The sequence below is a fragment of the Fulvitalea axinellae genome (genome assembly GCF_036492835.1).
Lineage (GTDB): Bacteria > Bacteroidota > Bacteroidia > Cytophagales > Cyclobacteriaceae > Fulvitalea > Fulvitalea axinellae.
This window is the reverse complement of the sequence record NZ_AP025316.1, coordinates 362,436-386,805: the sequence shown is the minus strand read 5'-3', so window position 1 is coordinate 386,805 and position 24,370 is coordinate 362,436. Positions and strand designations below refer to the sequence as shown.

Annotated in this window: 12 protein-coding genes and 1 riboswitch; of the genes, 3 read left to right on the top strand and 9 right to left on the bottom strand. The window is 44.1% G+C overall.

The window, feature by feature from the left end:
• Positions 1-56 precede the first annotated feature (56 nt).
• Positions 57-1,286 carry a peptidase T gene (gene pepT, locus AABK39_RS22055; RefSeq protein ID WP_338395163.1) on the top strand — a complete coding sequence of 410 codons (1,230 nt, stop codon included), beginning with the start codon at positions 57-59 and terminating at the stop codon, positions 1,284-1,286.
• 133 nt (positions 1,287-1,419) lie between these two features.
• Here pepT and AABK39_RS22050 read toward each other — a convergent pair whose 3' ends face one another.
• The 5 genes from AABK39_RS22050 to AABK39_RS22030 form a co-directional block, all read right to left on the bottom strand.
• Positions 1,420-2,178 carry a M15 family metallopeptidase gene (locus AABK39_RS22050; RefSeq protein WP_338395162.1) on the bottom strand — a complete coding sequence of 253 codons (759 nt, stop codon included), beginning with the start codon at positions 2,176-2,178 and terminating at the stop codon, positions 1,420-1,422.
• A gap of 270 nt (positions 2,179-2,448) precedes the next feature.
• Positions 2,449-4,764 carry a hypothetical protein gene (locus AABK39_RS22045; protein WP_338395161.1) on the bottom strand — a complete coding sequence of 772 codons (2,316 nt, stop codon included), beginning with the start codon at positions 4,762-4,764 and terminating at the stop codon, positions 2,449-2,451.
• Positions 4,765-4,837: 73 nt separating this feature from the next.
• A complete protein-coding gene (locus AABK39_RS22040) occupies positions 4,838-7,930 on the bottom strand; it encodes a T9SS type A sorting domain-containing protein (protein ID WP_338395160.1) in 3,093 nt (1,030 codons plus the stop codon).
• Between the two features lie 224 nt (positions 7,931-8,154).
• Positions 8,155-10,677 (bottom strand): hypothetical protein, encoded by a 2,523-nt coding sequence (locus AABK39_RS22035; protein ID WP_338395159.1) that lies wholly within the window; start codon positions 10,675-10,677, stop codon positions 8,155-8,157.
• Between the two features lie 109 nt (positions 10,678-10,786).
• A complete protein-coding gene (locus tag AABK39_RS22030) occupies positions 10,787-11,752 on the bottom strand; it encodes an ion channel (protein ID WP_338395158.1) in 966 nt (321 codons plus the stop codon).
• Positions 11,753-12,106: 354 nt separating this feature from the next.
• Between AABK39_RS22030 and AABK39_RS22025 the strand changes: the two genes are divergently transcribed.
• Both AABK39_RS22025 and AABK39_RS22020 read left to right on the top strand, forming a co-directional pair.
• On the top strand, positions 12,107-12,838 hold the full coding sequence (locus AABK39_RS22025; protein WP_338395157.1) for a histidine phosphatase family protein: 732 nt from the start codon (positions 12,107-12,109) through the stop codon (positions 12,836-12,838).
• A gap of 244 nt (positions 12,839-13,082) precedes the next feature.
• On the top strand, positions 13,083-14,543 hold the full coding sequence (locus AABK39_RS22020; RefSeq protein ID WP_338395156.1) for a sulfatase: 1,461 nt from the start codon (positions 13,083-13,085) through the stop codon (positions 14,541-14,543).
• A gap of 120 nt (positions 14,544-14,663) precedes the next feature.
• Here the strand turns inward: AABK39_RS22020 and AABK39_RS22015 are convergent, their stop codons facing one another.
• From AABK39_RS22015 to AABK39_RS22000, 4 genes are all read right to left on the bottom strand, one after another.
• Positions 14,664-17,516 (bottom strand): glycoside hydrolase family protein, encoded by a 2,853-nt coding sequence (locus tag AABK39_RS22015; protein WP_338395155.1) that lies wholly within the window; start codon positions 17,514-17,516, stop codon positions 14,664-14,666.
• Between the two features lie 379 nt (positions 17,517-17,895).
• Positions 17,896-22,488, bottom strand: a complete 4,593-nt coding sequence (locus AABK39_RS22010; protein WP_338395154.1) for a DUF4465 domain-containing protein — start codon at positions 22,486-22,488, stop codon at positions 17,896-17,898.
• A gap of 110 nt (positions 22,489-22,598) precedes the next feature.
• Positions 22,599-22,788: riboswitch (cobalamin riboswitch) on the bottom strand.
• A gap of 289 nt (positions 22,789-23,077) precedes the next feature.
• Positions 23,078-23,509 (bottom strand): hypothetical protein, encoded by a 432-nt coding sequence (locus AABK39_RS22005; protein ID WP_338395153.1) that lies wholly within the window; start codon positions 23,507-23,509, stop codon positions 23,078-23,080.
• 212 nt (positions 23,510-23,721) lie between these two features.
• Entirely contained in the window at positions 23,722-24,321 is a 600-nt protein-coding gene (locus AABK39_RS22000) for a hypothetical protein (protein WP_338395152.1), read from the bottom strand.
• Positions 24,322-24,370: the final 49 nt, after the last annotated feature.

The following is a 24,370-nucleotide window of genomic DNA, read 5'->3' as shown; positions in this document are numbered from 1 at the left end:
CATTATTGCAGAGTTCAAATCACCCGAAACGTACTTAATTTCAACCCGATAATCTTATGACACTAGTAGAAAGATTTCTCCGATACGTAAAAGTTTACACCACTTCAAAACCCGGCGTAGAGGCAATTCCAAGTACTCAGCGTCAGTTCGAACTGGCTCATATCCTTGTAGAGGAACTGAAGGAAATCGGTATGGAAGACGTAATGATCGACGATCACTGCTACGTGTACGCCAGCCTTCCGTCAAATGTGGACCATGAGGTGCCTACCATCGGGTTTGTGGCGCATATGGACACTTCCCCTGACTTTTCGGGCGAAAACGTAAACCCTAGAATCGTCGAGAACTATGACGGTGGCGACATCGTTTTGAACAAGGACAAAGACATTGTCCTCTCGCCAAACGATTTTCCCGAACTTACCGACTATAAGGGCCAAACGCTGATCACTACCGACGGCACTACCCTTTTGGGCGCCGACGACAAAGCCGGAGTGGCCGAAATTATGACCGCAATGGATTACTTGATCCAGCATCCGGAAATCAAACACGGCGAGATCCGTATATGCTTTACCCCGGACGAGGAAGTAGGCAAAGGCGCCAACCTCTTCGACGTGGACAAATTCGGAGCGGAATGGGCCTACACCATGGACGGCGGAAAAATCGGCGAGTTGGAGTACGAAAGCTTCAACGCCGCTTACGCGAAAATCAATTTTACCGGACGAATGGTTCACCCCGGTTACGCCAAAGGAAAAATGGTCAACTCGATGGGCATCGCAGCGGGCTTCGCCAACGCCCTCCCCGCCGACGAGGTACCGGAGCGCACGGAAGGCAGAGAAGGCTTCTTCCACCTGATGAACTTCCAGGGTTCTGTAGAGGAAACTGTTCTCGAATATATCGTTCGCGACCACGATATGAACATCTTCAAGGAGCGTAAAGCTTTTGTGGAGCATTTGGTTAACCGCTTTAACAAAGAACACGGCGAAGGCACCGTAAAGCTGGATATGAACGACCAGTATTACAATATGGGCGAAAAGATCAAACCCGTTTACCATATTGTGGAAATCGCAGAGAAAGCTTTCCGTGAATTGGGCGTGGAGCCGAACGTAAAGCCTATCCGTGGCGGAACGGACGGCGCGAGACTCTCTTATATGGGACTGCCTTGCCCTAACATCTTCGCAGGCGGACACAATTTCCACGGCAAATATGAGTACGTACCGGTACAGTCAATGGAAAAAGCGGTTCAGATTATCTGCAAAATCGCCGAGCTTACGGCTGAGCAGAACGCCTGATATATTTGTAAAGAGTACTGAGTAAAGCGTAAATAGACCGCACGCATTTGCGTGTTCTAGTTTATCAAAGAAGCCCTTGCTATGCGCAAGGGCTTCTTTCATTATGATCAGATTATAATTTGAGACCTTAGTGTTACAATTGAGCTAATTCGAAGTGCATTCCGTCCTTTCGGCTAAAATGTCCGCCCCAATAAAACCCGTGAGCGTTGGCGATATGTACTAGTTCCCTAACGCAACCATTCTCGCCCAGACGAGCTGGTTCGCAACCCAATCCGTTCCATTGCATATTGATGTCAAAAGCTATCCCGAAAGTGTGGCTACTCAATAAAGTTTGGCTATCCCGAACCAAACGAGGAACATAACCTCCTCCCCATGTCAGCACCCTGTCGGACAATCCGTTGGTTTCCCAAGCTTCGAAAAGAGCCTGAATACGCTCCGCCGCCTTGCGGTGGAACCACACCTTTCCGTTTAGCGGAATACCCGCATACGGATTTCTAACGCCTTTGAGTTGTGGCACCATCACGGAGACAATATTCTCCGAGGCCCACCGGCCTTTGATGATCACCTGTTTCGTAGGTTGATGCACCGAATAGCCAAATCCACCGAACTCTTCGCTTCTCCGTTCCGGGTTCATGGGACCAAAATCCGGTTTTCCGGAAACACTATCATCGACGTTAGCTAAAGCCATTCCCATTTTTTCGGCTTGGGACAGGGTCCGCACCCCGATGATACCGTCGGGTTTAAGCTCTTGGTCTTTCTGAAAAGCTTGTACCGCTTTGCGGGTGGCGTGACCATATACGCCGTCTACAGCACCAATGGCATAACCTTGACTGGCCAAAAACGATTGCCAGATTTTGACTTCGGATAAGCGGGAGGTCGTATTCGTGAACATCGTAAATGGGTTTTGTTTGCTGAAACTCTTTTCTAGCCTCGATTAAGAAACGTCCCGGCCTTGGTCTGATCATTTGGCCTAACCGGCTTTTAATATAAACCAAAGCTACGGCAGTGCATAGTATATGTAACTTTTGGAGGCAAAACGAAAGCTCATACCCTTTCTTAAACGTAACCTTTACAAATTTTAGACCTTAACAATCCCTTATCCATGTAAAAGCTGATTTTCCAGATTCAATCAATAAACCCAAATACACTAAACTTTTTTACTTTATTCGTTTTTTCCAAATACGACAAAGGCCTCGCTTGCGCCTTGTTTATCTTCATTATTATAAAACCTGTTAAACAAAATAACTCCATTATCTACAAGTCGGAGACTAGCAATTGTATTAGCGCTTTTAAGTAGATCAATATCTGCTTTTCCTTTCGCCAATATCTCTTTTGAAAGATTCGAATCCCATTCTTCCGAATCGTTTTTCGTAAGTACCATAGCTTCCACATACCATTGCCCGCCACGATTGGTCTTATACGCTACAAAAAAGCTATTGTCTAGAATCAACGTAGAGAGAATCTCGGTTTTACTCCCATTAGTTAAATAATCCGATATGGAGATTTTTATTTTTTTATAACCGCCTTCCTGTTCTTTTGAAAATATATAAACGACATCACCGCCACCAACCGTTATTAAACCATCACCAGATACGGAAAGGCTTGAATTCGGCATAATACTTTCATCTTCAGATAAATTCCCAACCACCACAGGTGTATCCGAATAGCCTTGGTTTTCTTTTGCGAAGGAATATATTTTCCCTTCGTTTTCAGATATAATAAGACGTACGGCTTCCGTATTATTCCAAGCAAAATCATCAGATATAAAATCGGATTCATCAACCGCTAAATCATCTGGTTCGTTAATAGGGGCCCACTCGCCTTCTGTTTGGTTAAATTGATACAATCGTTTTCCATCCCATATTTCCAAAACGTTTTCTGAAAACCTTAAAATAGCTTTTTCATTAGATTGTACGGTACCTTTAATATCAATAACCGCATTAGGCTCATGAGTGCTTCGCCAAGCTACAGCTGGTTTTTCAAAAACAAAAACCCGATATCCTCCCAGTTCAAGATTTTGGGACAAAACAAAAAGTCGATTATTTTCTAAAGCGATAGCTACGGGATAAAAACTTAAATCATCGACATCCAGATATGCCAAAGGCGTTTTTTCCATTTCTGATATTTCATAAAGACCGACAGATAGTCTTCCTCTGCGATTTACAGGCATTGCCCATAATTCCTTTTCATTCGCATAAACCAATTCTCTTTTTTCGAACCAAGGTTTATCCGAGCGAATCATCTTTCGTAATGAACCGGACCTTTCATAATCAGCTTTTATAGCTTTCGGCCAAAAAGTCGTTTTCGCATAAAAGTTCAGGTTTTCATAATCCTCCGGGATATTTTTTTTCCCGTCCATATGGATCGCGATATTATTACCATCATAACCCGCACTAATCTCCAACTCTCCATAATAGTACTCCGGCGCTCCAGCTTTAATTTCTTGTTTAAAAATCATTCTTGGATCTGACCTGAGCCAATCATCTCCACTAGGCTCAAATAACTCAACTTTGGCCCAAGGAACTCCCTCTAAAGCATACGCAACCAATAAGCCCGAAGCAGAAAGGTTCAAATTAATCTGAGGAAGCGTCGCATTATCAATAAATTTATAATCAGATGGCCGAAGTTTTGCCGTTGTGGCCCCCAGTGTTTCCGGCCATTCTCCATTCTTTTTCTCGACAAGGTGTATATATCCCGTCGCTAATTCCATTGAGGCAATTACATTGGCATCAACAGAAACAGCATACCCAAAACTTACGGGATTCGAATTATCAGGCGCATTGAAAGCATAACTCTTAACCGCCGGAATTTCAGAATTCCATACATCTCCTTTTTCGAAAATTTTAAATGTATATTCTGGGCCACAACTCACAGCGCATAAAACTTGATCTGAAAGACCAATACGCCAAAGAGAGTCTGAAAGGGTAAATGTTATCGGTTTCAATTCTGAATCAGAAGCCCATCCTGTTTCAGGACGTTGATAAAGCTGTATATCCGAATACATTTCATTTTGCTCATTGTAGGATATAAATGCCAGAGCATTTGAGGCTGTCTCAAATTTACCGTCTTTTATTTTTCCTATTGGCGAATCTATTCTCACGGCGTTTTGGCTATCCTGCCACTCCCCGTTTTTTTTCTCATAAACATAAAGGGAACCTTGATATAAACCAGCGATATAATTACCCTCTATTTTCGCCGATTCAAACCTCATAGAAGGGATTCCCGTTAAGCTTAACTTGGCTTGAATTTTCCACTCAATCCCATCCTGTTTCCAAACCACCAAGCCTCCATCGGTTATTGCCACCGCATATTGACCGGATATGCCAACCGATTTTCCTGTATTGGCTTTTTGCAGTTTTTCTCTTTCTGGAAAAACGATCCTTTTCTTTTCCCAAGTTTGCCCTGTACACACCGATACATGAGCTAAAAGAAAGAATAGGGAAATTAGAATTTTTATATTAATGGAAATTGACTTCATAACTGATAAGATATAATCACTATTGTCCCTGATAAATAAGAAAATGGTTGTTCATTAGCCTTTTGGCTTGATATTATCTAATCAAAATCCGACGTTCCTCACTCTTTTTCCCCGAACGTATTTTCATTATGTAAATACCCGGCTCAGATATCTGGATTTTTGTCTTTTTCTCTTTGGTGTCAATTCTCTTTTCGATCAATTTTTTCCCTTCCAAAGAAACCAACAATACCCGAATCGCTTTTCCGTTATCATTGGCCTCTATATTCAATTCTCCATTACTCGGATTTGGAAAAACTTTTACTATAGCCTGACCATCAATGCCCGTTACTTTCGTTACTTGATAGGTTCGTTCCACTGGGCTTGCGGGAAAATAACTGTCATCGCCTTCCTGCGAAAACCGTATGCGTAACACACCGGCTTGGGTAGGGCGCAAAATTCCACCTGTCAACTCACCTTGGCCTTCTATTATTTCCGCCAAAACGGGTAAACCCGAATCACTGGAGAAGCTTAAAGCATAGCTCTCATTAGGCATGATTACGTTTTCGGTTAATGCTTCAACAGTTATTGTCTGCGAGGCCTTTGTCACCGTCAAAAAAGCGAATGCCTCCGCTGACGCCCTTTCGTTACCACCGTCCGTATAAGCTCGGACTAACATTCGACCTGTTCCGAGTAACGTTGGATCACCGTTTCTGAAGTCAATAATATCTTTACCCGCTTCGTATTCATACTTTACAAGACTCCCAGAAATAGCGCTTGCTCCCAATGTTAAATCGTCGATAAGCGTAATTACTTGATCTTCGAAATTGATTACGTCTTTTTCCAATTTTGTATAAAGCGATAGTTTACCGCGGCTATTGATCAAAAAATTGTCCTGATCTAAGGCCTCAACTTTTTCTATAAACCCATCTTCCGGTTCTAGCTTAACGAATTCCGCCTCAAGCTTTTTTGGCGACTCATATTCGTTTAAGGCTTTCTCCAAATCAAAAATCAATATGTGTCCTGCAAAAGGATTTAAAACAAAAAGGCTATTTTCTATTAGGTCAATACTTTGCACTTCACCGAAGGTTTGTCCTCCCTTAATCCAATAATCCGGATTCCGAACCAATTCTACAGGTAGCACGGACCATTTTCCGTCTTTCCTATGCGCTACCGTAATTTCGATACCGAATAAAGTACTGTGTACGATAAAATCTCCATCCGCTACAACGTAGTCTTCCCACCCCCAATACGTAACCGGGAACTCTCCCTCTAAAACCAATTCGTAAATCTTTCCTGACTCATTTTTTTTGTACCCAAATGCCTTTAATTGCTGGGTTTCACAACACTCGCTATCATCATAAAATGGCACGACACATAGTCCGTCCGTAATTACCGAATTTCCCTTACTGGTTTTCCAGCCATCATTAATAAGTTTATAATCCACAACACTTAGCTCACCTGTTTCTATATCTAAATCAGCCACCAAAGCCAAACTTCCGTATTGTCCACCGGAAAAAGCGACATCGGAAGTGAGTATTATTTGATTATTTAGAAAAACACCGTCAACATTGATAAATCCTATTAGTTGAGTAAAGTCATCTTTGATTGGAAAAAGTAGCGATTTGGCAACACCTATTTCATTACGGCTATAAAGTGTGCCTATTTTTATCCAATCCGAAGAAGGGGAATCATCTTCATTCTGATGAAGAACAGCTTTATCTGTTCCCATAAAGAAATAATCTCCGTAAACCTTTGTCTTATAGCCTTCGCTTTTAAAACTGCCTCCCGCATTCTTCCATTCGCCGTCTTCGTATCGGTATAAATTATAAGTGTCTTTTTCTGTATCATTTGATTTCACCAATACCTCCGATTCGGATATAACCGAGTAGGCTTCTATTTTCTTTTGTTCTTCTCGGGTTACTTCCTCAAAATCACTGGGAATTTCCAACCAAGAATCTCCTTCCGTACTATAAAAAATAGGTTTCACGGACGTTTTTTGGTATTCGGGAAATTCAACTGAATACAAAATATCGTTATCTGTAGCCTCTAACGTATTAAGCCAAAATCCGTACGCTGGCGAAGACACAGCGTTACTTTTAAAAGATACATTTCCAGTCTGCCAAGTGGCCCCATCATTATCAATACTCACTTTTATTATATTCCAAGACGGGTCCTTGAGCCCCAGCATATAAACGGAATTACCATTCCCATCAAAGCTTTGCTTAGATATGAAATTATACCCACTGGGCCCTATTATCTTCCGTATTTTGGGGTCATTCCAACTCTCTCCCTTTTTTATTGAAAGAAGGCTAACCGGATTCGAATCATTCGTGACTGGCAACAAAATTTCGTCTTTTGAAACCGCATGAATTCTTTGATTCCAAAAGTCAATTGGAACCATACCCGATTCCAGATTAATAGGTTTCCAACCCGAATCCGGTTTTTCAAAAATGAAAACCTTTTTTCTTTCAAGAATAAAAACCGTCCCATCCTTTACGGCGCACTCCGCATAGTCATCCATTCTACCGCCAGACAATAACCCTTGAGGCGATAACAGCAATTTCCCTGTCTCTGGCATCGTTACCCATCCGCCCTCAGGTTTTTCAAAAATATAAGCCCCGCCACAATCCCAACAACTATCATCATTCCCCAAAGCCTTAACGACGATAAGGCCTTCTTCTATCGCCATCTGACGTAATCGGAAAGCTCCTTCCTCATTCTCTTCCTCAAGTTTATCTATTCCAAAATTGTCTTGGAAAGCGCCATCACTTGCGTACAATACGGCCGTTTCGGTCATATCCTTCCACCCATTATCGGGTTTTTCGAAAAGATAAACGACACCAGTCCTGTATCCCGCGCCTTGGTTATTCTGCCAACCTGACACCAAAACAACATTATTGGATAATGTTACATTATACCCAAAGGAGGCGTCCTTTTCGGAAACCCGAAGTGCCGCGACCTTTGTCCATCGACCATCCTTTTTCTCAAAAACATTTACAACATCATCCGAATTGTCGGCAATGACTGCCGTGTTTCCGGAAATATCCATCGCTGGATTTTTGATATTGTCCTCATAACCTAGCTCAACCTTCCCTTCCAACTCCAATACAGAAACTTTTTTCCATTGTTGCCCATGCGCCTGCCATACACATAACAGTAACAAAAGCGGAATAAGTGGGGCTCTCATGACTTAATTATTTTTATTAGATATATTTTATAAATATTCTAAGCACAAAAATAGCAAGCTAATTAATGATTTATAACTATTATTTATATTATTAATTGTTAGTTTTATATAATTCCTTATGTATGAAATTCATATTCATAAAAGAGCTTTATAACATGTAACTTTGAGTTCTATCATCGATATGGAAGCACAGAACAGAATACAGAACCTAAGGTTGTAACTGATTACTTTGACGGGCTGGCTGTAGCTCCGCTGGAACCAACGAAAAGCGGATGTTCGGTAATCTTGGATTCGGGCTTCGATGCCGCATAAAGTCTCGCTTTTTCCAATGCCTGACAGGTTTTTTCCACTGGAGGCAAAGAAGCTAAACCAATAGCCAATCTGATCATTCTTAAAACGAATTCGGCTTCGTTCTGAATATTTTTAAACTTAAACCTGGCCATCGATTCTAACATTCCCGCTTTCCCTGTCAAATTGAAAAGGGCTTTTGCAAAACCATATTGGAAAGAGGCACAATCAGGCGTAGAGGCTCCACGAACTCCGTCAAGCCTCCAAAACCTCTCGATTAAATAGGTCGGTTCAGTCGGCGCTTTTAAAAAATCTTGTATAAACTTGCTAAGCAATTTTCTCATAATCGATTCCATCTTTGAGCAAAACTCCGCCACGGCCTTTTCATCAGGAACAGGTTTATTTAAAATAGCTTTGGCGTCCGAGAGCGAATAACCCGTAAGCTTTAACCCCTTAGGCTTTCGGTCGTCACCTTCGTATAGCAAGAAATTCAGCATTCGGTTCGTATTCAAATAACCGACGTTTTGGTCAATACCGTGAATAAAATGGGTGTCAGTGTCATACAGCATGTTACTGGCGTGATAAAAGGCCCCGAACCGGTCAAAATTCCCAATTACGATATCCAACAAATAAAGCTCGCCCAATGCCTCCATATAGTGCCGGTCCTGCAACAAAGGTGTATGGTACTCATGCTTAAACATTTCCGGATGTATCCTCCGAGAATCTAATTGCGGATCGTGCGGATCCTTATTCATACTTTCCTTGATTACCGTCCCTATCTGGTTGGGCGTTTTTCCCGGACACAAATCCCAATGAATGGCAATAAACTGGTGGCGCTGAAAACGACTGGAATCGAAGCTCAATTCCATATCTTTCAGACTTTGCTCGGTCATGACCATATCGGGGGCCATTTGTTCCTGCGGAAGTCCGGCAAAGCCTTTAATCCCCCCGCGTACTTTTCCGTACAGCGTTTCCACTTCCGGGCTGTCCGATTCCAAAAGCCGTCCTCTAGGAGCGGTTACGTTGCGGCCCAACATCCGGACAAGCCCCGCCGCAAAAATTTCTTTTTCCGGCTCTCGGTCAAAACGGAAATCCACAAGAAGCTTGACAGCCGCCTGATGTGGTCCGCACGGGATAAAATGTACGCGTCCGTAGGACCCGTGACGTGGCTTACCGGCATGATAAACATCCGCCAGAGCGAGATCAGATTCGGGTTCCGCAAAGAAAACTCTCCAATCCGCTTTTCCGGATGTATCCGTAGGAGGTTTGAGCCAACCCGGACCGTCCCATTCCATTGCCGGAGCCTCTTTTTGGCCGATAGTCCAAGGCGTCATATCGGACTCCGATTCTTGGTCTATAACAAAAAAAGCCTCTTCCGCTTTGTCGGTTAACTTCCGTTTTGGTCGCAATGGAATTTCTGTCAGCGGATTCGCAACTATTGAGGCGTTTTTTCCGGGAGCCGGAATACCTAACTCGTCACGCATATTCGTGTACGTATCAGAAGCGTATCGAGTGATATAATCAGTCAAACCGGGCGCTGTCAAACAAGCCAAAGCCTCGCCCAATTGCCCTGTGAGTAACGGATAAAACGGATGCGGGGAATATTGCGTCATTCCACGCATAGCTCCCTGTTTTTTAAGCGCAAACCGGCTGTCTTTTCCCATATAAGAGAAGTTACAGGGAATAGTCCCTTGCCTCCTTCTCCCGTTATATTCCAAAGCGGTGGCGCCCCAAGGGAAATAAGGCACGGTGCCGGGGACAAAATGCAGGTCAATGGATTTCCGAGCGCGCCCCAGCTCGCTTTTAAGTTTTATCAAAAGCTCTGTTCCCGTCTCAGTCATCAATATTCTCCATAAAAAACTTCTGGCTTTTTCGGGCGAACAAGCGTTTTCCCCAATTGTAAGAGTCATGTGCGAACTCAATAACTCTTCTGGGTTAATCTGCTTCTTGATATCCATCAACTCCGGCGTGTCGGCCCCGAATCCTCTCATTTGATTACTCGGAAAAGGAATATTTCCTTTCTCCCGAACCAACTCTTCCCAACTGTCCTCAATATCATCCAGCAAGGCCAAAAGAGTGTGTTCTTCCGGCTCTCGCTCTTTGTACATTTCATAATCCACATAGCCGAAATACTGATAAATCAGCCGTTCCATATTAAACAACGCCCCCATTTGCCTGGCAAGATTCTCTTGTTGGCGCATTTGTTTATCGGCGATAGAAAAGGCCGGATCAGACAAACGGACATCGGCTTTTTTGAAACGCTCAAGGTCCTGAATCGCCTTGCCGATCTTTACCCAAACCTTCTCCTTGGAGACAAGTCCACCTACAGGAGCCAATGCCAAAAAATCTTCGGATCCGATCATCCGCTGTATCGGAGTGCCCGGCGGTGGCTTGGATAAGCCGGCCATGGAACGGCTACGTTCATTGGGAGAATATTTTGGGGCTTGGCGCGCAAACATGCTTCGGGGATCTGCTCCGGACTAATGCGCCGGTTAGTGTTCCTTCCTACTCACGTCAAAATCCGTCCCAGTGTGTTTGTAAAAGCAAAAAGTCCCTGAAAAGGGAGTCCTATACACTTGTCATTTCTGAGTCCACCACTAAAGAATAGGCGTTGAGTTTCGTAAGGTCAATTTCCAATACTCCTTTCTCATTCGCTCCGTACATTAGCTCAAACTTGGCGTCGCAGATTATATCTTCGCTTACGTATGAGTGGTGGATGTAAATATCCTGACTGTATGTACTGTCAAAGCATTTTACCTGTATCATAAATTCCAGCGACGAATCCTTGAATCCATTGCAGGAAGTTTCATACAGCGGACTCGACTCGTCAAGCACATGTACAACAGTCCAATTCAGTGGAAAAAACATAATATTGCTACGTTCCAGATTGAGCATGTCATACTTCTTCCCAAATTTCCCGTCCTTGAGTTTTGTCTCCGCCACCAACACGTCCACTGACATATTGATCAGGCTGTCCGTACGTTCGTTTACCATCCGAAACATCAGCGCCTTGCCTTTTTTGTGCGGACTAACCAGAATATTGTCGCTGAAAAGGAGCTTGACGGAAGCTTTGGAAAACTTGGCGTAGATCAACGCAGTAACAAGCGAGAACGTAATCAGGCCCAACACAGCTTCCAACGAAGCGACGATATTCGAGGGAATGCCAATAGGAGCCAAAGCGCCGTAGCCCACCGTAGTAAAAGTCTGGAAACTGAAAAAAATAGCGGTGGCAAAGTCTCCGGCCCAAGAAACACCTATCTCGCCGGCGCCTTCGATCTTGTCTACGCCTATGATGAAATAGATAACCGAAAACAGCAAATTGACCATTACGATTACCCCGACAGCCAAGGTCCAGAACACTCCCCAACGAGCGTTCATCAGCCAATGGTAGATGTCCTTTACCGTAAAACGCCCGCCCTTACGGACCACGTTAAACTGGCCCCCGGGCTTCAGAAACCGGTTAACCTGATTGTCGGTCGCTTTGGTAAAACCAAAGTCTTCGCTTTTCCAGATTTTCCTGATTCTGTTTCTCATAAACTGTCCTGTATTGGGCTTTAGACTTCCGTAAGTTCAATTTTGAGTCTGTTATCCAAAATAAAAATATGAAATTCAATGCACAAGACGGAGTGTAAAGATTTTGCGACTCGTTTTCTATTATCTCATTTTCATGAAAACCAAAAAGACACATTCGGTCACAACCTCTACAATGATTGATAGCTACGGTATTCCTAATGAAAAATAATATTCAACAACTCACCTCTCCGTTTCGGAAAGAACAAAGAAACCAATTATCGGCTATTAATCTCCTTCTAAGGCTTTAATGTCAAAAATCAAGAAAAGAAAATCGGCCCAATTAATGTATATTTGCGTTAAACACTAACGCCCCACATGAAAAAACTTTGGCTGACGCAATTACTCCTCTTTTTTATAACAACCTCTTTCGCCTTGTCGCCAGCCGAAGATCCAGAAAGTTTCTACGCAAACCAAGACGAAGATAAGCCGTTAAAGATTTTTGACACCGAAGGGTCGGGGTATATGCAGATAGTGTTGGTGCGCCACGGCGAACCCGACCTAAAGAAAAACGGTTGGCGAAGCCGCAAAGAGCTTGACGCCTTCTATCAGGCCTACGACAGCGCCCACATTGTCCCTTTCACCACGTCGCCCATCGATACGGCCAGTTTCAGGCTTCATAAAGTCTACCACAGCAATCTATCCCGGGCCTCGCACACCGCCCAGCTGATTTTCGGCGATACCTATACGCTGGTGAGCGATTCCAGATTCAGGGAATTCGAACGAAAAGCCGCCGCGATACCACTGCTGAAACTCCCGACATTCCTTTCGAAAGGAATATCCAGGGGGCTTTGGATGGCCGGCCTTAATGACGGAGGAATCGAAAACTTCAAAAAAGCAAGGCAAAGGGTTCGCTCAAACGCTAGCTTTTTGGAAGAAGAAGCCCGGCAAAACGGTACGGCTTTATTGGTAGCCCACGGCATGCACAATCATTATCTGGCAAAATATCTGGAAGAGGAAGATTGGGAAATAGTGGCCGAACCCGGTGACGGGGATTACCTTTCGGTGATTGTGTTAGTGAAAAGGACCACAACCAACAACATCCCGTAACTAAGGTCTTAATGATAATAAATATGTTCTCGCCTTCCGAATAACACTGTTTTAGCTTTAGTACACACCTCCCTTTTCCCGTTTATTTTTTTCCTTAACTAACAATCCGCCAAGTCTATCATATGCAACCCTCTTAGCGTAAAAATAGACATGACGAAAGTACTTTATAAACAGGACTAAGCCTTGGTTTACGCACAGAAACGGCCCAAAGACTTAATTCCTAAGACCCAATACTCACTAAAAGATGATAAGAAAAATTCTGACTTTTTTCGCCCTGCTGTTTCCCGCCACTGTATGGGCACAGAAACGACCGAACGTTTTGTTTATCGCCGTGGACGACCTGAACGATTGGATTGGCGTAATGAAAGGGCACCCGCAGGCTCACACGCCAAATATCGATCGGCTTGCCAAAAGTGGAGTCTTATTCCGGAACGCACACTGCCAAGCCCCGATTTGCGGACCTTCCAGAGCGTCCATTATGACCGGTTTACAACCCGCCACTTCCGGAAATTACCTGCAACTCAACGACAAGGACATTCAAAAAGGAAGCGCGGCACCGTCCACTTTCCTGCCGGAATATTTTGAGCAAAACGGCTACAAAACCATGGCTGTGGGCAAGCTTTTCCACAATGGCGACAAGGCCGGCGCCTTTCAGGAATATGGTGGCGTTTTTGAAAAATTCGGTCCAAAACCCGCTAAGCGTTTCAATTATAACCCCGCTTGGTTCGAAGATAAAAAGGGCAACACCCAAACGGACTGGGGAGCCTTTCCGGAAAAGGACGAACAAATGCCGGATTTCAAATCCGCCCGCTGGGCAACTGCCAAGCTTCGGGAAAGTCATGAGAAACCGTTCTTTTTGGGCGTTGGCTTCGTACGTCCGCACGTGCCCTGGTACGTTCCCCAAAAATGGTTCGACCGGTTTCCGCTCGACAAGGTGATCGTTCCGCCATATCTGAAAAACGATCAAGAAGACGTGCCTCCGTTCGGCAGGCGCGTAGCCGACGTGCCGATGATGCCCACCACCGAGTGGATGAAAAAGGAAGGCCAATGGAAAAAAGCCGTCCAAGCCTACCTGGCCTGCATCAGCTTTGTGGACGCTCAAATCGGCAAAGTCCTCGACGCGCTGGAGGAAAGCCCCTACGCCGACAATACAATTGTGGTACTTTGGTCGGACCACGGCTACCATTTGGGAGAGAAAAACCGCTTCGCCAAACAAGCCCTTTGGAACCTCGACACCAAAACAGTACTGATATTCAAAGCCCCTAGACAGGCAAAACATGGAGCGACATCCGACAAACCGGTACAGCTCCTCGACATGTACCCCACTCTGGTAGAACTCTGCGGACTTCCGGAGAACAGGCAAAACGAAGGGCATTCACTGGTTCCTTTATTGAAAAAACCGAAAAGCAAAAATTGGAACCACGTAGCCATAACCTCTTACGGAAAAGGCAACACAGCCATAACTGACGAGCGTTACAAACTCATCCGCTACGAAGACGGCTCTTCCGAACTCTACGATCACAAAAAAGATCCGAACGAGTGGAAAAACGTAGCCCAAGAACCCGACTACGCCCAAACGCTTAAAAGGCTGGAAAAGCATATCCCCGCCCAGCAGGCCGAATTATCGGTGTATACTAATTTTAAAGTCAACGATTACTTTATCCGTAAAGTGCAAGAACGGAAAGAGGCTGTTAAGGGGCTTTAAGGAAATAATAATCTCGATATTCAGCAACTAACAATAGCCCCTCATTAAAAGGGGCTACTGTTTTTAAAGGGCTATTGTCACAGCGAATCCCTTTATCATAAATATTTTTTGAAGAGACAATCAATTCACCACACCACCAAAAGAAAACTTCTTAGAAACGTCACGCTTACCAGCTTTATCCGTAGCGCTAAACCAAAACTCGGGAACGGGAGACTCGGTATCCAATTCCACCGTAAATTCAAAGGGGTAGATAGCGTCTTTGATCGTCACGGTTTTTCCGTTTGGCTTTTTATAATGCAAATTCACGGAAGAGTACTGGCTATCGTCATCGCTGAGGTAGATATAGGCTCTCGGGGCAAATCCGCCCAATTTGAAAAGCATGGCTTTCGCTCCGCCAAATTCCAAGGATTTATACTCGGTGTTGTCCGCCGTCAGGTTTGTTTCTTGAGATAGTTTGTTCTGCAATTCCGATTTGAAATCCACACCTTCGATCACTATAGCCGTTAGGCCCTTCGCTTTCACGTTTACCGTAAAGCCGGCGCGGCCCAGACTCTTCTTCTCTTGTGTCAATTTATTGTCCGTGTATACGGTATAGCCACTTTTTTCCAGATGGCGCACCAATACGGGGTTGATCCTTACGGTAGTTTTTACGTCCTCCGGACTTTGGTTGCTAAAGGCCAAAAACAGTTTGCCTTCTTTACGTCCCGCTATATAATTCAGCTCAACATTATCGATTTCCAAAAGTCCTTCCGGCATCCAGAGGCGTACACCTTTTTCGGAATAAAACCGCCCTTCCTCATGTCCGTAAAACTTGTTTTTCATATAGGCGTAACCCTCGATATAGGTCGACGGGAAACTGATCTCACCATTGGACCTGGCCCATACGTCCGTCACCAGATAATCCAAAAGCATAGAGGCCATCGGAAGAATATGGTTATAGTGGAACGAATTTACGCTCAGCTTTTTGTGCGCCCTAAGCGGATAGTCCGCCGACTCATAGGCGTTTGTGCGGGCGGTGTTGATATGATAACCCGGAAAGTTGCGATAACGACCGATTACCGCCGCCTTGGCGATCTCCATCAGGAAATCATCATTGCAATATTTGCCCAAACGCAACATCCACGGGGCGAAGTTGGCCATAAAAACAGCCCGGTGTCCGGAGCATGTTCCCGACGATTCCGAAGTAAGGCCAATCTCCGACATACGCCAAGCCGGTACATTGGTTTCCGGTACGCTCATCTGCTCATGCCCTTTCGATTTCAAATACCAATAGGCCGGGGCTTTCCCTCCTTTGTTTACCAAAATATCGCCTTCGGGTATTTTCGGAGCCATCCAACACATCAGCGCGTAGCGCCGCGCGCCTTCACGGGCGGCTTCCAGATAACGCTCTTCGCCCGTCAGTTCATAAAGTTCCACCAGTTCTATCCACCGGTTGGTAAAGTCGATCCAAAAAAAGAAACTCTTGCCGTATTCGTCATTAAAATCGGTTTGCTTTCTTTCCACTCTATTCCTAAGGTATTGGTCGGCACCTGATTTCGCTTTCGTCAGATATTTCTCGTCTTTGGTCGATTTATAAAGGAACAGCGCGTTAATCCAGTTATCCTCGCGCTCGGCCACATCCAGGTTTTTAACCCTTGTTTTCAAAAAGTTCTCTTCGGCCATCTGAATCAGAAACGGGTTTTCCCCGCCGAAGATATCATGCAAAGCCACCAACTCAGATACCGGCGCCACAGGCCCAAGCAACCGCCTCGACGGGTGTTGGTTCTTTTGTTTCGGATCCAGGCTAAACAGAAATTTTTCCCTTGACAGCATATACTCCACCATCGGATACGCCTTTTCCCAAAACATATCGGGATTGTCCTGCACCATGGCCATTTCCAAAGCGTTCAGACTCGAAACGTTTTTCACAGCGCCCGGCACGTCGGTGGAATAACCGAAACCTTTCAGAGAATCGACAAACTGGCTAAACGATGAATTGGCGTAATTGACCATACGGTCCAGCGTCTTGTTGAGCGAGGAAATACTGTTGCGCCTATAATCCCTAAAACCGTAATGGTTACGGGCCAGGCTCTCATAAGCCTCAGTCAAATCTCCCGGAAGAGCGGCCAATACAACGGAGAATTCGAAATCCTCGCCTTTGGCCATCTTCGAACCCGTACCGCCCATCACCGGGGCGAACAGTTGGGCCTGCGCCTTTCCTTCGGCGTTTCGGACCGCTATGCCAAACCTGCTGTTCGACACCGTAGGCAAAGGATCAAAAGGAAACTCGTCGGGATGGGCCAAAACGCCGTATGTTATGCCCTTTCGCTCAACCAGTGTCGTCGGTAAAGGCGCCCGGAATGCCAACGTCATATGCGGACCATTCGGAAACCGCTTCTCGCTCCAAATCATCGGTTGCCAAATCTCGTCCACGGCCTTAAGCGCATAAGACGGTGCGCCTGTATACGCCACCGAGTAGTAACCGTCCTTTTTGGGGTGAAGCTTAAACCTCAAGCCCAAAGTTCCGTCCTCGTTTTCAGACACTTTAGCTTCCAACCGGAACAACTCATGTTCCGGGAAAGTCCAATAAACCGTTCCATCTTCGGTTCGTACTTTCCCTTTAACATCCACGCCCTTGGCCGACAGATAGCTGTTAGCCGTACGCTTATCCATCTTGGCTTCCAATATTCTGGAATCGAAACCGTCACCGTAATGACTGGCGCTCCTTCCGCCGTCCCTTAGGTTTTCGTCGCCTTGGGTAGACATCCAAGTCGGGATACCATAACCGTCCACATATTTGCTGGGACGGAGCGACATTTTGGGATTCGAAGTCCGATAAAAAACCGTAAACCTAGGCTTAAAAGCTTCCAGAGCCTCTTTTCGGATACGCTGAATATCCTTGCCGGATTGCCCAAAGGCTCCAGCCCCAAAGCCAAAACATATTATAAAAACTAAACTCGCTATTCTGTACATGCCGGTGAAATAAAAATCCATTACTATAAATCATGTCAAAACGGACTAGGCCAAGAATCAAAAAATTCAACCGAAAAACATCGGCCGATTCCCTGTCGCGCGCATATTCTTCGCTGTAGTCCTTATCCAAAAGACGGCATCTTAATATCTTCCCCTCCATTTGCCACTCTAAATAGTACAAAGTAAAGTGTCTAGAATAATGCGACTGCTTGGCGATACTTTATCTTATGGATTAATATTTTGGATTCACCCTTTCAAAACATTTAACCTATGATTATCGGTAACAAAAAAAGAGACAGGACTACGCCTATCTCTTTCTTGATTTTGTTAATACCTAACAATTCGATTATAATACCTATTTCAAAAAATTATCAATCGTTACTGATTGACAAATAATAATTTATCTCACAGAAAATCTGAGAGCAAATGTGTTTTTCTGATTCTGCGCTTTCAGTATATATATCCCTGTAGTAAGGCTCTGAACATCCAGTTTACTATCGGCAGAATAGTCGGAACTCTCAAATACGGTATTGCCCGCACGGTCATAAACCTTCAGGCTATATTGCCCTTCGGGTATATTAAGACGGATAAATTCCGTAGCGGGATTCGGATATAAGGCTATCCGCGTATCGGAACCGATACCCGTGATTACTGTCAATCCTTCCGTATTATATGCGATATCATAATTATCGGATGTGAAGCCGGAGAAAAACAGGTCGTTGGAATCATCATAACCGTAAGTGAGCTGGCCACTAAGCGCGCTAACGTCTTCGTCATAAACGAATCCTTCAAAATGGTAGTCGATATTGGGTTTTTCGAATTTCTCTACAAACACCGTAAGCGTAGCTTTATCGATACTAAAATTACGGGTTACTTCAGTTGCCGGCAGATAATCCTTGTCACCGGCTTGGCTGGCGGTAACCGTAACCGTACCCGCCTTTTTAATAGTCGCTTTTCCGTTTACGATTTCCAAAATACTTGGGTCAGACGAAGAAAACGTAAGGACTTTATTGGCGGAAGAGTTGACGGGAAGCTCCACCATATCGCCATAGGTAAGCGCCGAAGGTTCCGGGAAATCGATTTTTTGTTCCAGCTTATTCACCTCATCCATGCAAAAATACGCAGGGGTATTCATTCCGTTCTTACCCGTATCTGAAGACGTGAGGCGGAACCTTACTTTACTGACTTTGCCCAATCCACTAAGATCGAACCATCGCCAATCCTTTACGATATAATCCTTTTCATTATTCTCAAAACGAAAATCCGCGAGATAGAATTCTGCCTTTCCTGTACTTTTTCCATTTGAATCAAAACCTTCCGCTTCCAGTTTGAACCAATCGGGTTCGTCTCCCGAATCACCTCCAAACTTATCCTCGGCAAATTGATCGCCGTTAAGCATTGAGTTTAAAGCGTAAGTGTTATTCGTGACATACATACCGGCTATCTGGTCACCGTCAGGCGAATGCGTCACTTTCATCTCGCACGGGTCGCCGATGGTATAAGCCACTACATAATTATCCGTATCAAGAGCACCTTTTCCGGTTACGGAAGTGAACTGATTATTCAATCCTCCGGACTCGTCCTTATTCGTTTTATTGGAATAAGAAAAACCGCCCCAAGTGTTGATGTTTTCGATATAAGTATTCGAAAAGTGATAACCGCCACTTACAAATCCTTGGGTATAGCCGGTAGCTCCGGGATTGCCACGCCAGAAGCTTTCTTTTGCCAACACTAATTCCTCAAAACTGGTCCTTTCTCTTTCACGGCTAACTTCCGCTCTCAAATATTGCGAAACCACCGCACCCTCATCGCCGGTAACCGTCAGTTTGTAAATTTCGGTGCGCTCTGGACTGTCTCCAAGGCCTGATGTCTCGAAAACGGTATTATCGGAGAGCTTTTTCCACGAATAAACATAAGGCTTAAACCCACCTGTAACCTCAGGTGAAACGTTTATTGTCTCGCCTTTGCTTACACGGATAGTCTCCAGTTTAACTAATGTCAGAACCGGAGGAAGTCCGTGAATTCCGTCAATATCCACCACCACATCAGCGGTCGTCAAATCAAATCCCAGAATATCTCCTTTCTTGCGAATATCCACAAATGTCCAAGAATCGATGGCCGGCAGGCTTTCCTTTTCCGACGTTCCCGATTTCGAAACGACGGCCAGCTCAACGGCTCCTCCTTTATAATAAAAACCTTTGCACTTAATCCCGTCAACAGTGTTAGTAAAGCGGACCGTAGCCGTTTGGTTTTGGGCTATTGAGGCATAGGTATTTTTCTTATTATCCGGGTTTTCGGTTTTAACCGTTATATTTCTGAATGTCGAAGTTCCTTGCGACAAAAGATCGCCGTCCTTTATCGCTTCAGTTTCAAAATCACTGACTTGGGTAGGTTTGAAAGGCGTTTTGACAGTTCTCTTTACCACGTCGGATTTATTTCTTGAATAATCCTCAAGCAGAAAATAAATATCATATTCCGTATTTTGGGAAAGAGTATTTAACTCCACATTGGCTTCAATATTTGCCGTAAGTTCCTCAGTGATTGCGAAAACAAAACCGTTTTTAGATTTCAATTCCTCTGACGTGGGAGCTTCCGCCCCTTTTTCCAAAACGCCTACAAACAGATTGGCATTTTCCGTAGATTTCACATCGGCGATCACCAAATTCCAAGCCTCCGCCGTAACGGCAGGAAATGCTTCCGTGAATTCAGGAGCGTTAAAGTCTGGCGTCCTGTACTCATCAGCGCCTATGGTAGGTATATCGGCCCGTGAATCGCCGTGAATATCTTTACCGATACCCGTCGCTTGTTTTCCGTTCTGCAGGTTTCCGGTTTTCATCAGTTGCAGATTTTTATCGGATACAAACTCGATAGTTTCGGAAATATTGGATTCCACATTAGACAAAGCGTTCCATTCGCCAATAGTTTTATGTTCCGTATCACCTATTTTCGCAATAGCGACACTACCGTTTACGGCGTTATTTTCAAAACGGAAATCATCAGCGAACACGTCTCTATAAAGCCAAACAGCCGTGCCCGATACGGTATTCCAGATATTATTAATACCAAAGGTTTTTACCGGCGCTTCATTACTTCTGCCTTCCACTTTTAATGCCGTGCCTTCGGTATCTCCATAAATGTGAACCGTGTTATGAGCGAGGGTAAGGTACTCGCATTTGTCATCAAGCAAAACGCCAACGGAAGAAGCGTTTACCGATTTCAACGAAACCATATTATTATAAAATTTGGCTGGTGATGTTTCCGAACCCGAAACAGGTCGCATTTCCACACCTATAGCCTCATTTTTTGTTTCAAGAACAACCCTGTTGCCCCGAATTACCGAGTTACCAATACAACGGTACAGGTCCATTCCCTGAAATCCACGTTTTGTAGAAGCGTTATTGAAAATATAATTATTCTCCACAAGGGCCCCGTCCTGATTATTCAAATAAATCGATTTGGATCCCTGGTTCTCAAAACGGTTGTTTATGATTCTGTGTCCAGTTTCTTTAGTAAGTTTGACATAGCCCGTTCCGCCCAAATCAAGACCAATATATCCGCCTATAAATTTGTTGTTTTCCAAGAGAAAGCGATCGTTGTTTTTTCCTTCTTCGTTAATGGCTTTTGTCTCCAACAGGCCAATGTCCTTTGAGTAATCCACAGTCAAAGGAGCTTTAACCACATTATTACGAAAGACATTGTCGCAGCTGACATTGTCCATAAACACGACGGCTTTCAGATCAGACAATACGCTTTCAAAAGTGAGGTATTCAAGCGTAAGGAAGTCGGCGCCGTGAATAATAAAAAGTCCGTCGGCGTCGGCGCTGGCGTCTTTATTAATGATTTTTACATCTCTCGCTTTGCCCGTAGCCGAACGGATTGTAAGCGTATTCTGAGCGGATGCGCCTTTAATTTCCGGCAAAACTACAAACTCCTCATACTCCCCAGAAGCGACATTAACGGTCACCGGACCTTCCAAGCCACGGGCTTCCAAAGCTTCTACCAGTTCTTTGAAAGTGGTGAAATCGCCGTTACTTTTATCAAGCGTATACACGCCTTTCATACCGGGCGCAACTTCACGGAATCCTTCGGCCATGCCGTTTTCAATAGCTACGGTTTTATCCCCAAATTTCAGTGAAACAAGCGAGACGTCTATTTTGTCACCGTATGACGCATCGGCCGAAATGTCGCATACAAGCCAGAAATAACGTTGCCCTTCGGCCTTGATCTCTACGTTTCCTGAAAAGGAAAATGTTTCGGCGAACGGGTTCACAGTCTCTCCAAAAAGGGTAGCGTCATCAAATCCATCCTCTTTATCCGAAATATAAAGACGGGCTTCGGTCACGCTTGAAGTGTTCGTACTTCCCGTAGCCGAAAAATTAAGTTTGTCCAGAACCAACGAGCCCGATTCACCGCTAAAGTTTAGCGTAGCCTTAAAAAGCTTCACACCTTTTTGACCTTTAGTGACATACTTCGGAAATTCTTGTGAAACCACAGCGTCCTTGAAGGCGACAGGCGATGGCGTAAACGCACTTACCTCTGCTTTCCAGCCTTGGTCAAGATAAGTGTCTCCCCAACCGGCGCCTTTAAAAACCACAGTCAACGAGCCATCGGTAGCGGTTGACTTTATCAGTCCGGCTTTTTTGTCAGTATTGAATTCGCCCACTAACGCATCATCATTCACTTCGGCCCCATGGTAGATTTTCATAACGTCGTAGCCGAAAGTTCCCAGTTTGAACTCTTTGAAATCGATCTTGATATTCTGGCCACTTGTGGCGGGAGTGAAAGTAATTTGCCCATTGAATCCGTTGGAATATTTTCCGTTGGAACCACCGTCATCATAAAACAACACAGGCCCAGACACTTGCACGGTCTGGCTACCGGCTTTCATAATAATAGGTTCTGCCTCTGTAGCGTTTAACCCGAACGCATTTTGGACAATAAACGCCCAAAAGACAATCAAAGCGAGGCTTTGGTATTTTGTAAAGATCTTCATGGATAGATGTTTTGAAAAAATTGCCCGGGAGAGAAAAAAGGGCAAATCCAGAAAAGGAAACGAGACCTTCGCTAAAAAAATACCCGTTCGCCTTAACTCCCGAAGGCAAAAGTTATCGATAGCGGACGGCAGGTCTTCGGACTTACCCCAATCCCAAGCGCCTTCCCGGAGAAATCCAGTGGCATGTGCTAAGGACATTAAAAGGGGATTACCGCAGCGGGTTCTGTTCCGGATTTTCACCGGATTCCCTCTTAGTTCTATACCTTCAAGGCATAAAAACCAATCCGGCGCAAAGGTAACGGCTTTATTCTATTTGTTACGCAAAACCATGAAGAATAATTTATATGTTTTTTATGCGTGATGGCTAGTTCAATGCAATATGTTCTCTTCCTTTTCAATCGAAAAAGAACACTTGGATAAGACCAGAAAAACAAACCCGCCTTCCGTGAATCGCGAAAGGCGGGTCGCTGGATATTGATAACTGACCTGTTCTAGCCCGAAAACTGGAAACCCTAATGGCACCAGCCCATTGCTTTTAAAAGTCTTAGTAACATAAAATGGTCGTCTCTTTAGGTAAACAATAGGATCTCTATTTGTCACAAGAGACCTTGACCTCATCTCGGTTTACCCAAATTGTTTTTTCATAAATACCTTTCTGAATATTGTCATTAATCTCTTTCAGAAATTGGATTTTGGATATTTTTCCTTTTCGAATAATCCAACAGAAATCCTCTCCTGATCTTTTTATGACCGAATCTCCCAAGATTAACTCGGATTTCAATGAAGTCGATGTTACGGGCATTGAAACTCCACTTACCCGTTTAATTTCACCATCTGTACATTTAATTTTATAATAAATTCCATGTGTATTTCCTTTTTCTATCACCTCTCCACATAACGAAGTAAATTCCCACTCTTTGTAACACTTAAGAATCGCTTCTTTTTTTTCCTCGGGAGTTTCATGGACAATCGTGAAAAACAATACGATTGCAAAAACAGGCGCAACAAAAGGCTTAAGCATCCTTTTCAAGAAAGACGTGAATCTATTATTAATAAGTCTCATTTTCTATTTTTACTGTAGTCCGCTCCGTTAAACGCTCCCAAAGCGCTGAAGAAAAACTGCGCACTGATATCCATTCCTAAAAATCTTTTCAGCCAGTGTAATCAAATATCGCAAAATTGAGCCGACACTAGTCCTATAAATAAGCCAACCTCATGGCTAATAAAATTCAGTTATTCCTCTAAACGTTTTATCGCGTTCTTATACACCCTCCCCATAAATTGTTCTTGACTCGTCAGTTCCATTATACGCACTCTGAAATGCATCATCGTTCTGTCTTTATTCTCAAGATTATGGGTATTAGGATCAAAATACGAATCCAAAAGCCCCATAAGCGTTTTATTTACCAATAAATCCTGTACGGTATAAACTTCCGTAAGCATTTCTATAGTCTCATAATCAAACTCAGTTATTATACCCGTAGTCCTCGCCGATTCCCAAGCCGTCATAGACAGAAAATCATTCGCAAATGATTTTCCATTTGTTAACACCCCTATATTTAGAAAACCACCTTTAAAAAGAGCAACCTTAAGACTGTCCGCACGCCCTTCATGCATATCCTTAATTCTTTTGCTGAATCCCGCGTGCGTCGTCTTCCATTGATTAAGGGTTTCTTGATTTCTCTTTATTTCCTTAAGTATGCTTTCCTTCGCTATATCTTTCTTTTTGCGGATACGGTAATCTTCAAAAGTCTGGTTAATAAACAACGCAAACAAAACACTAAAAACTATCAATGCCCCTTCTCCGATATACCTTCTAATATTTACTTTCATTACTTAAGTTATATAGCTACACAAATTCTGAGAACCTGCCGAAACAGAG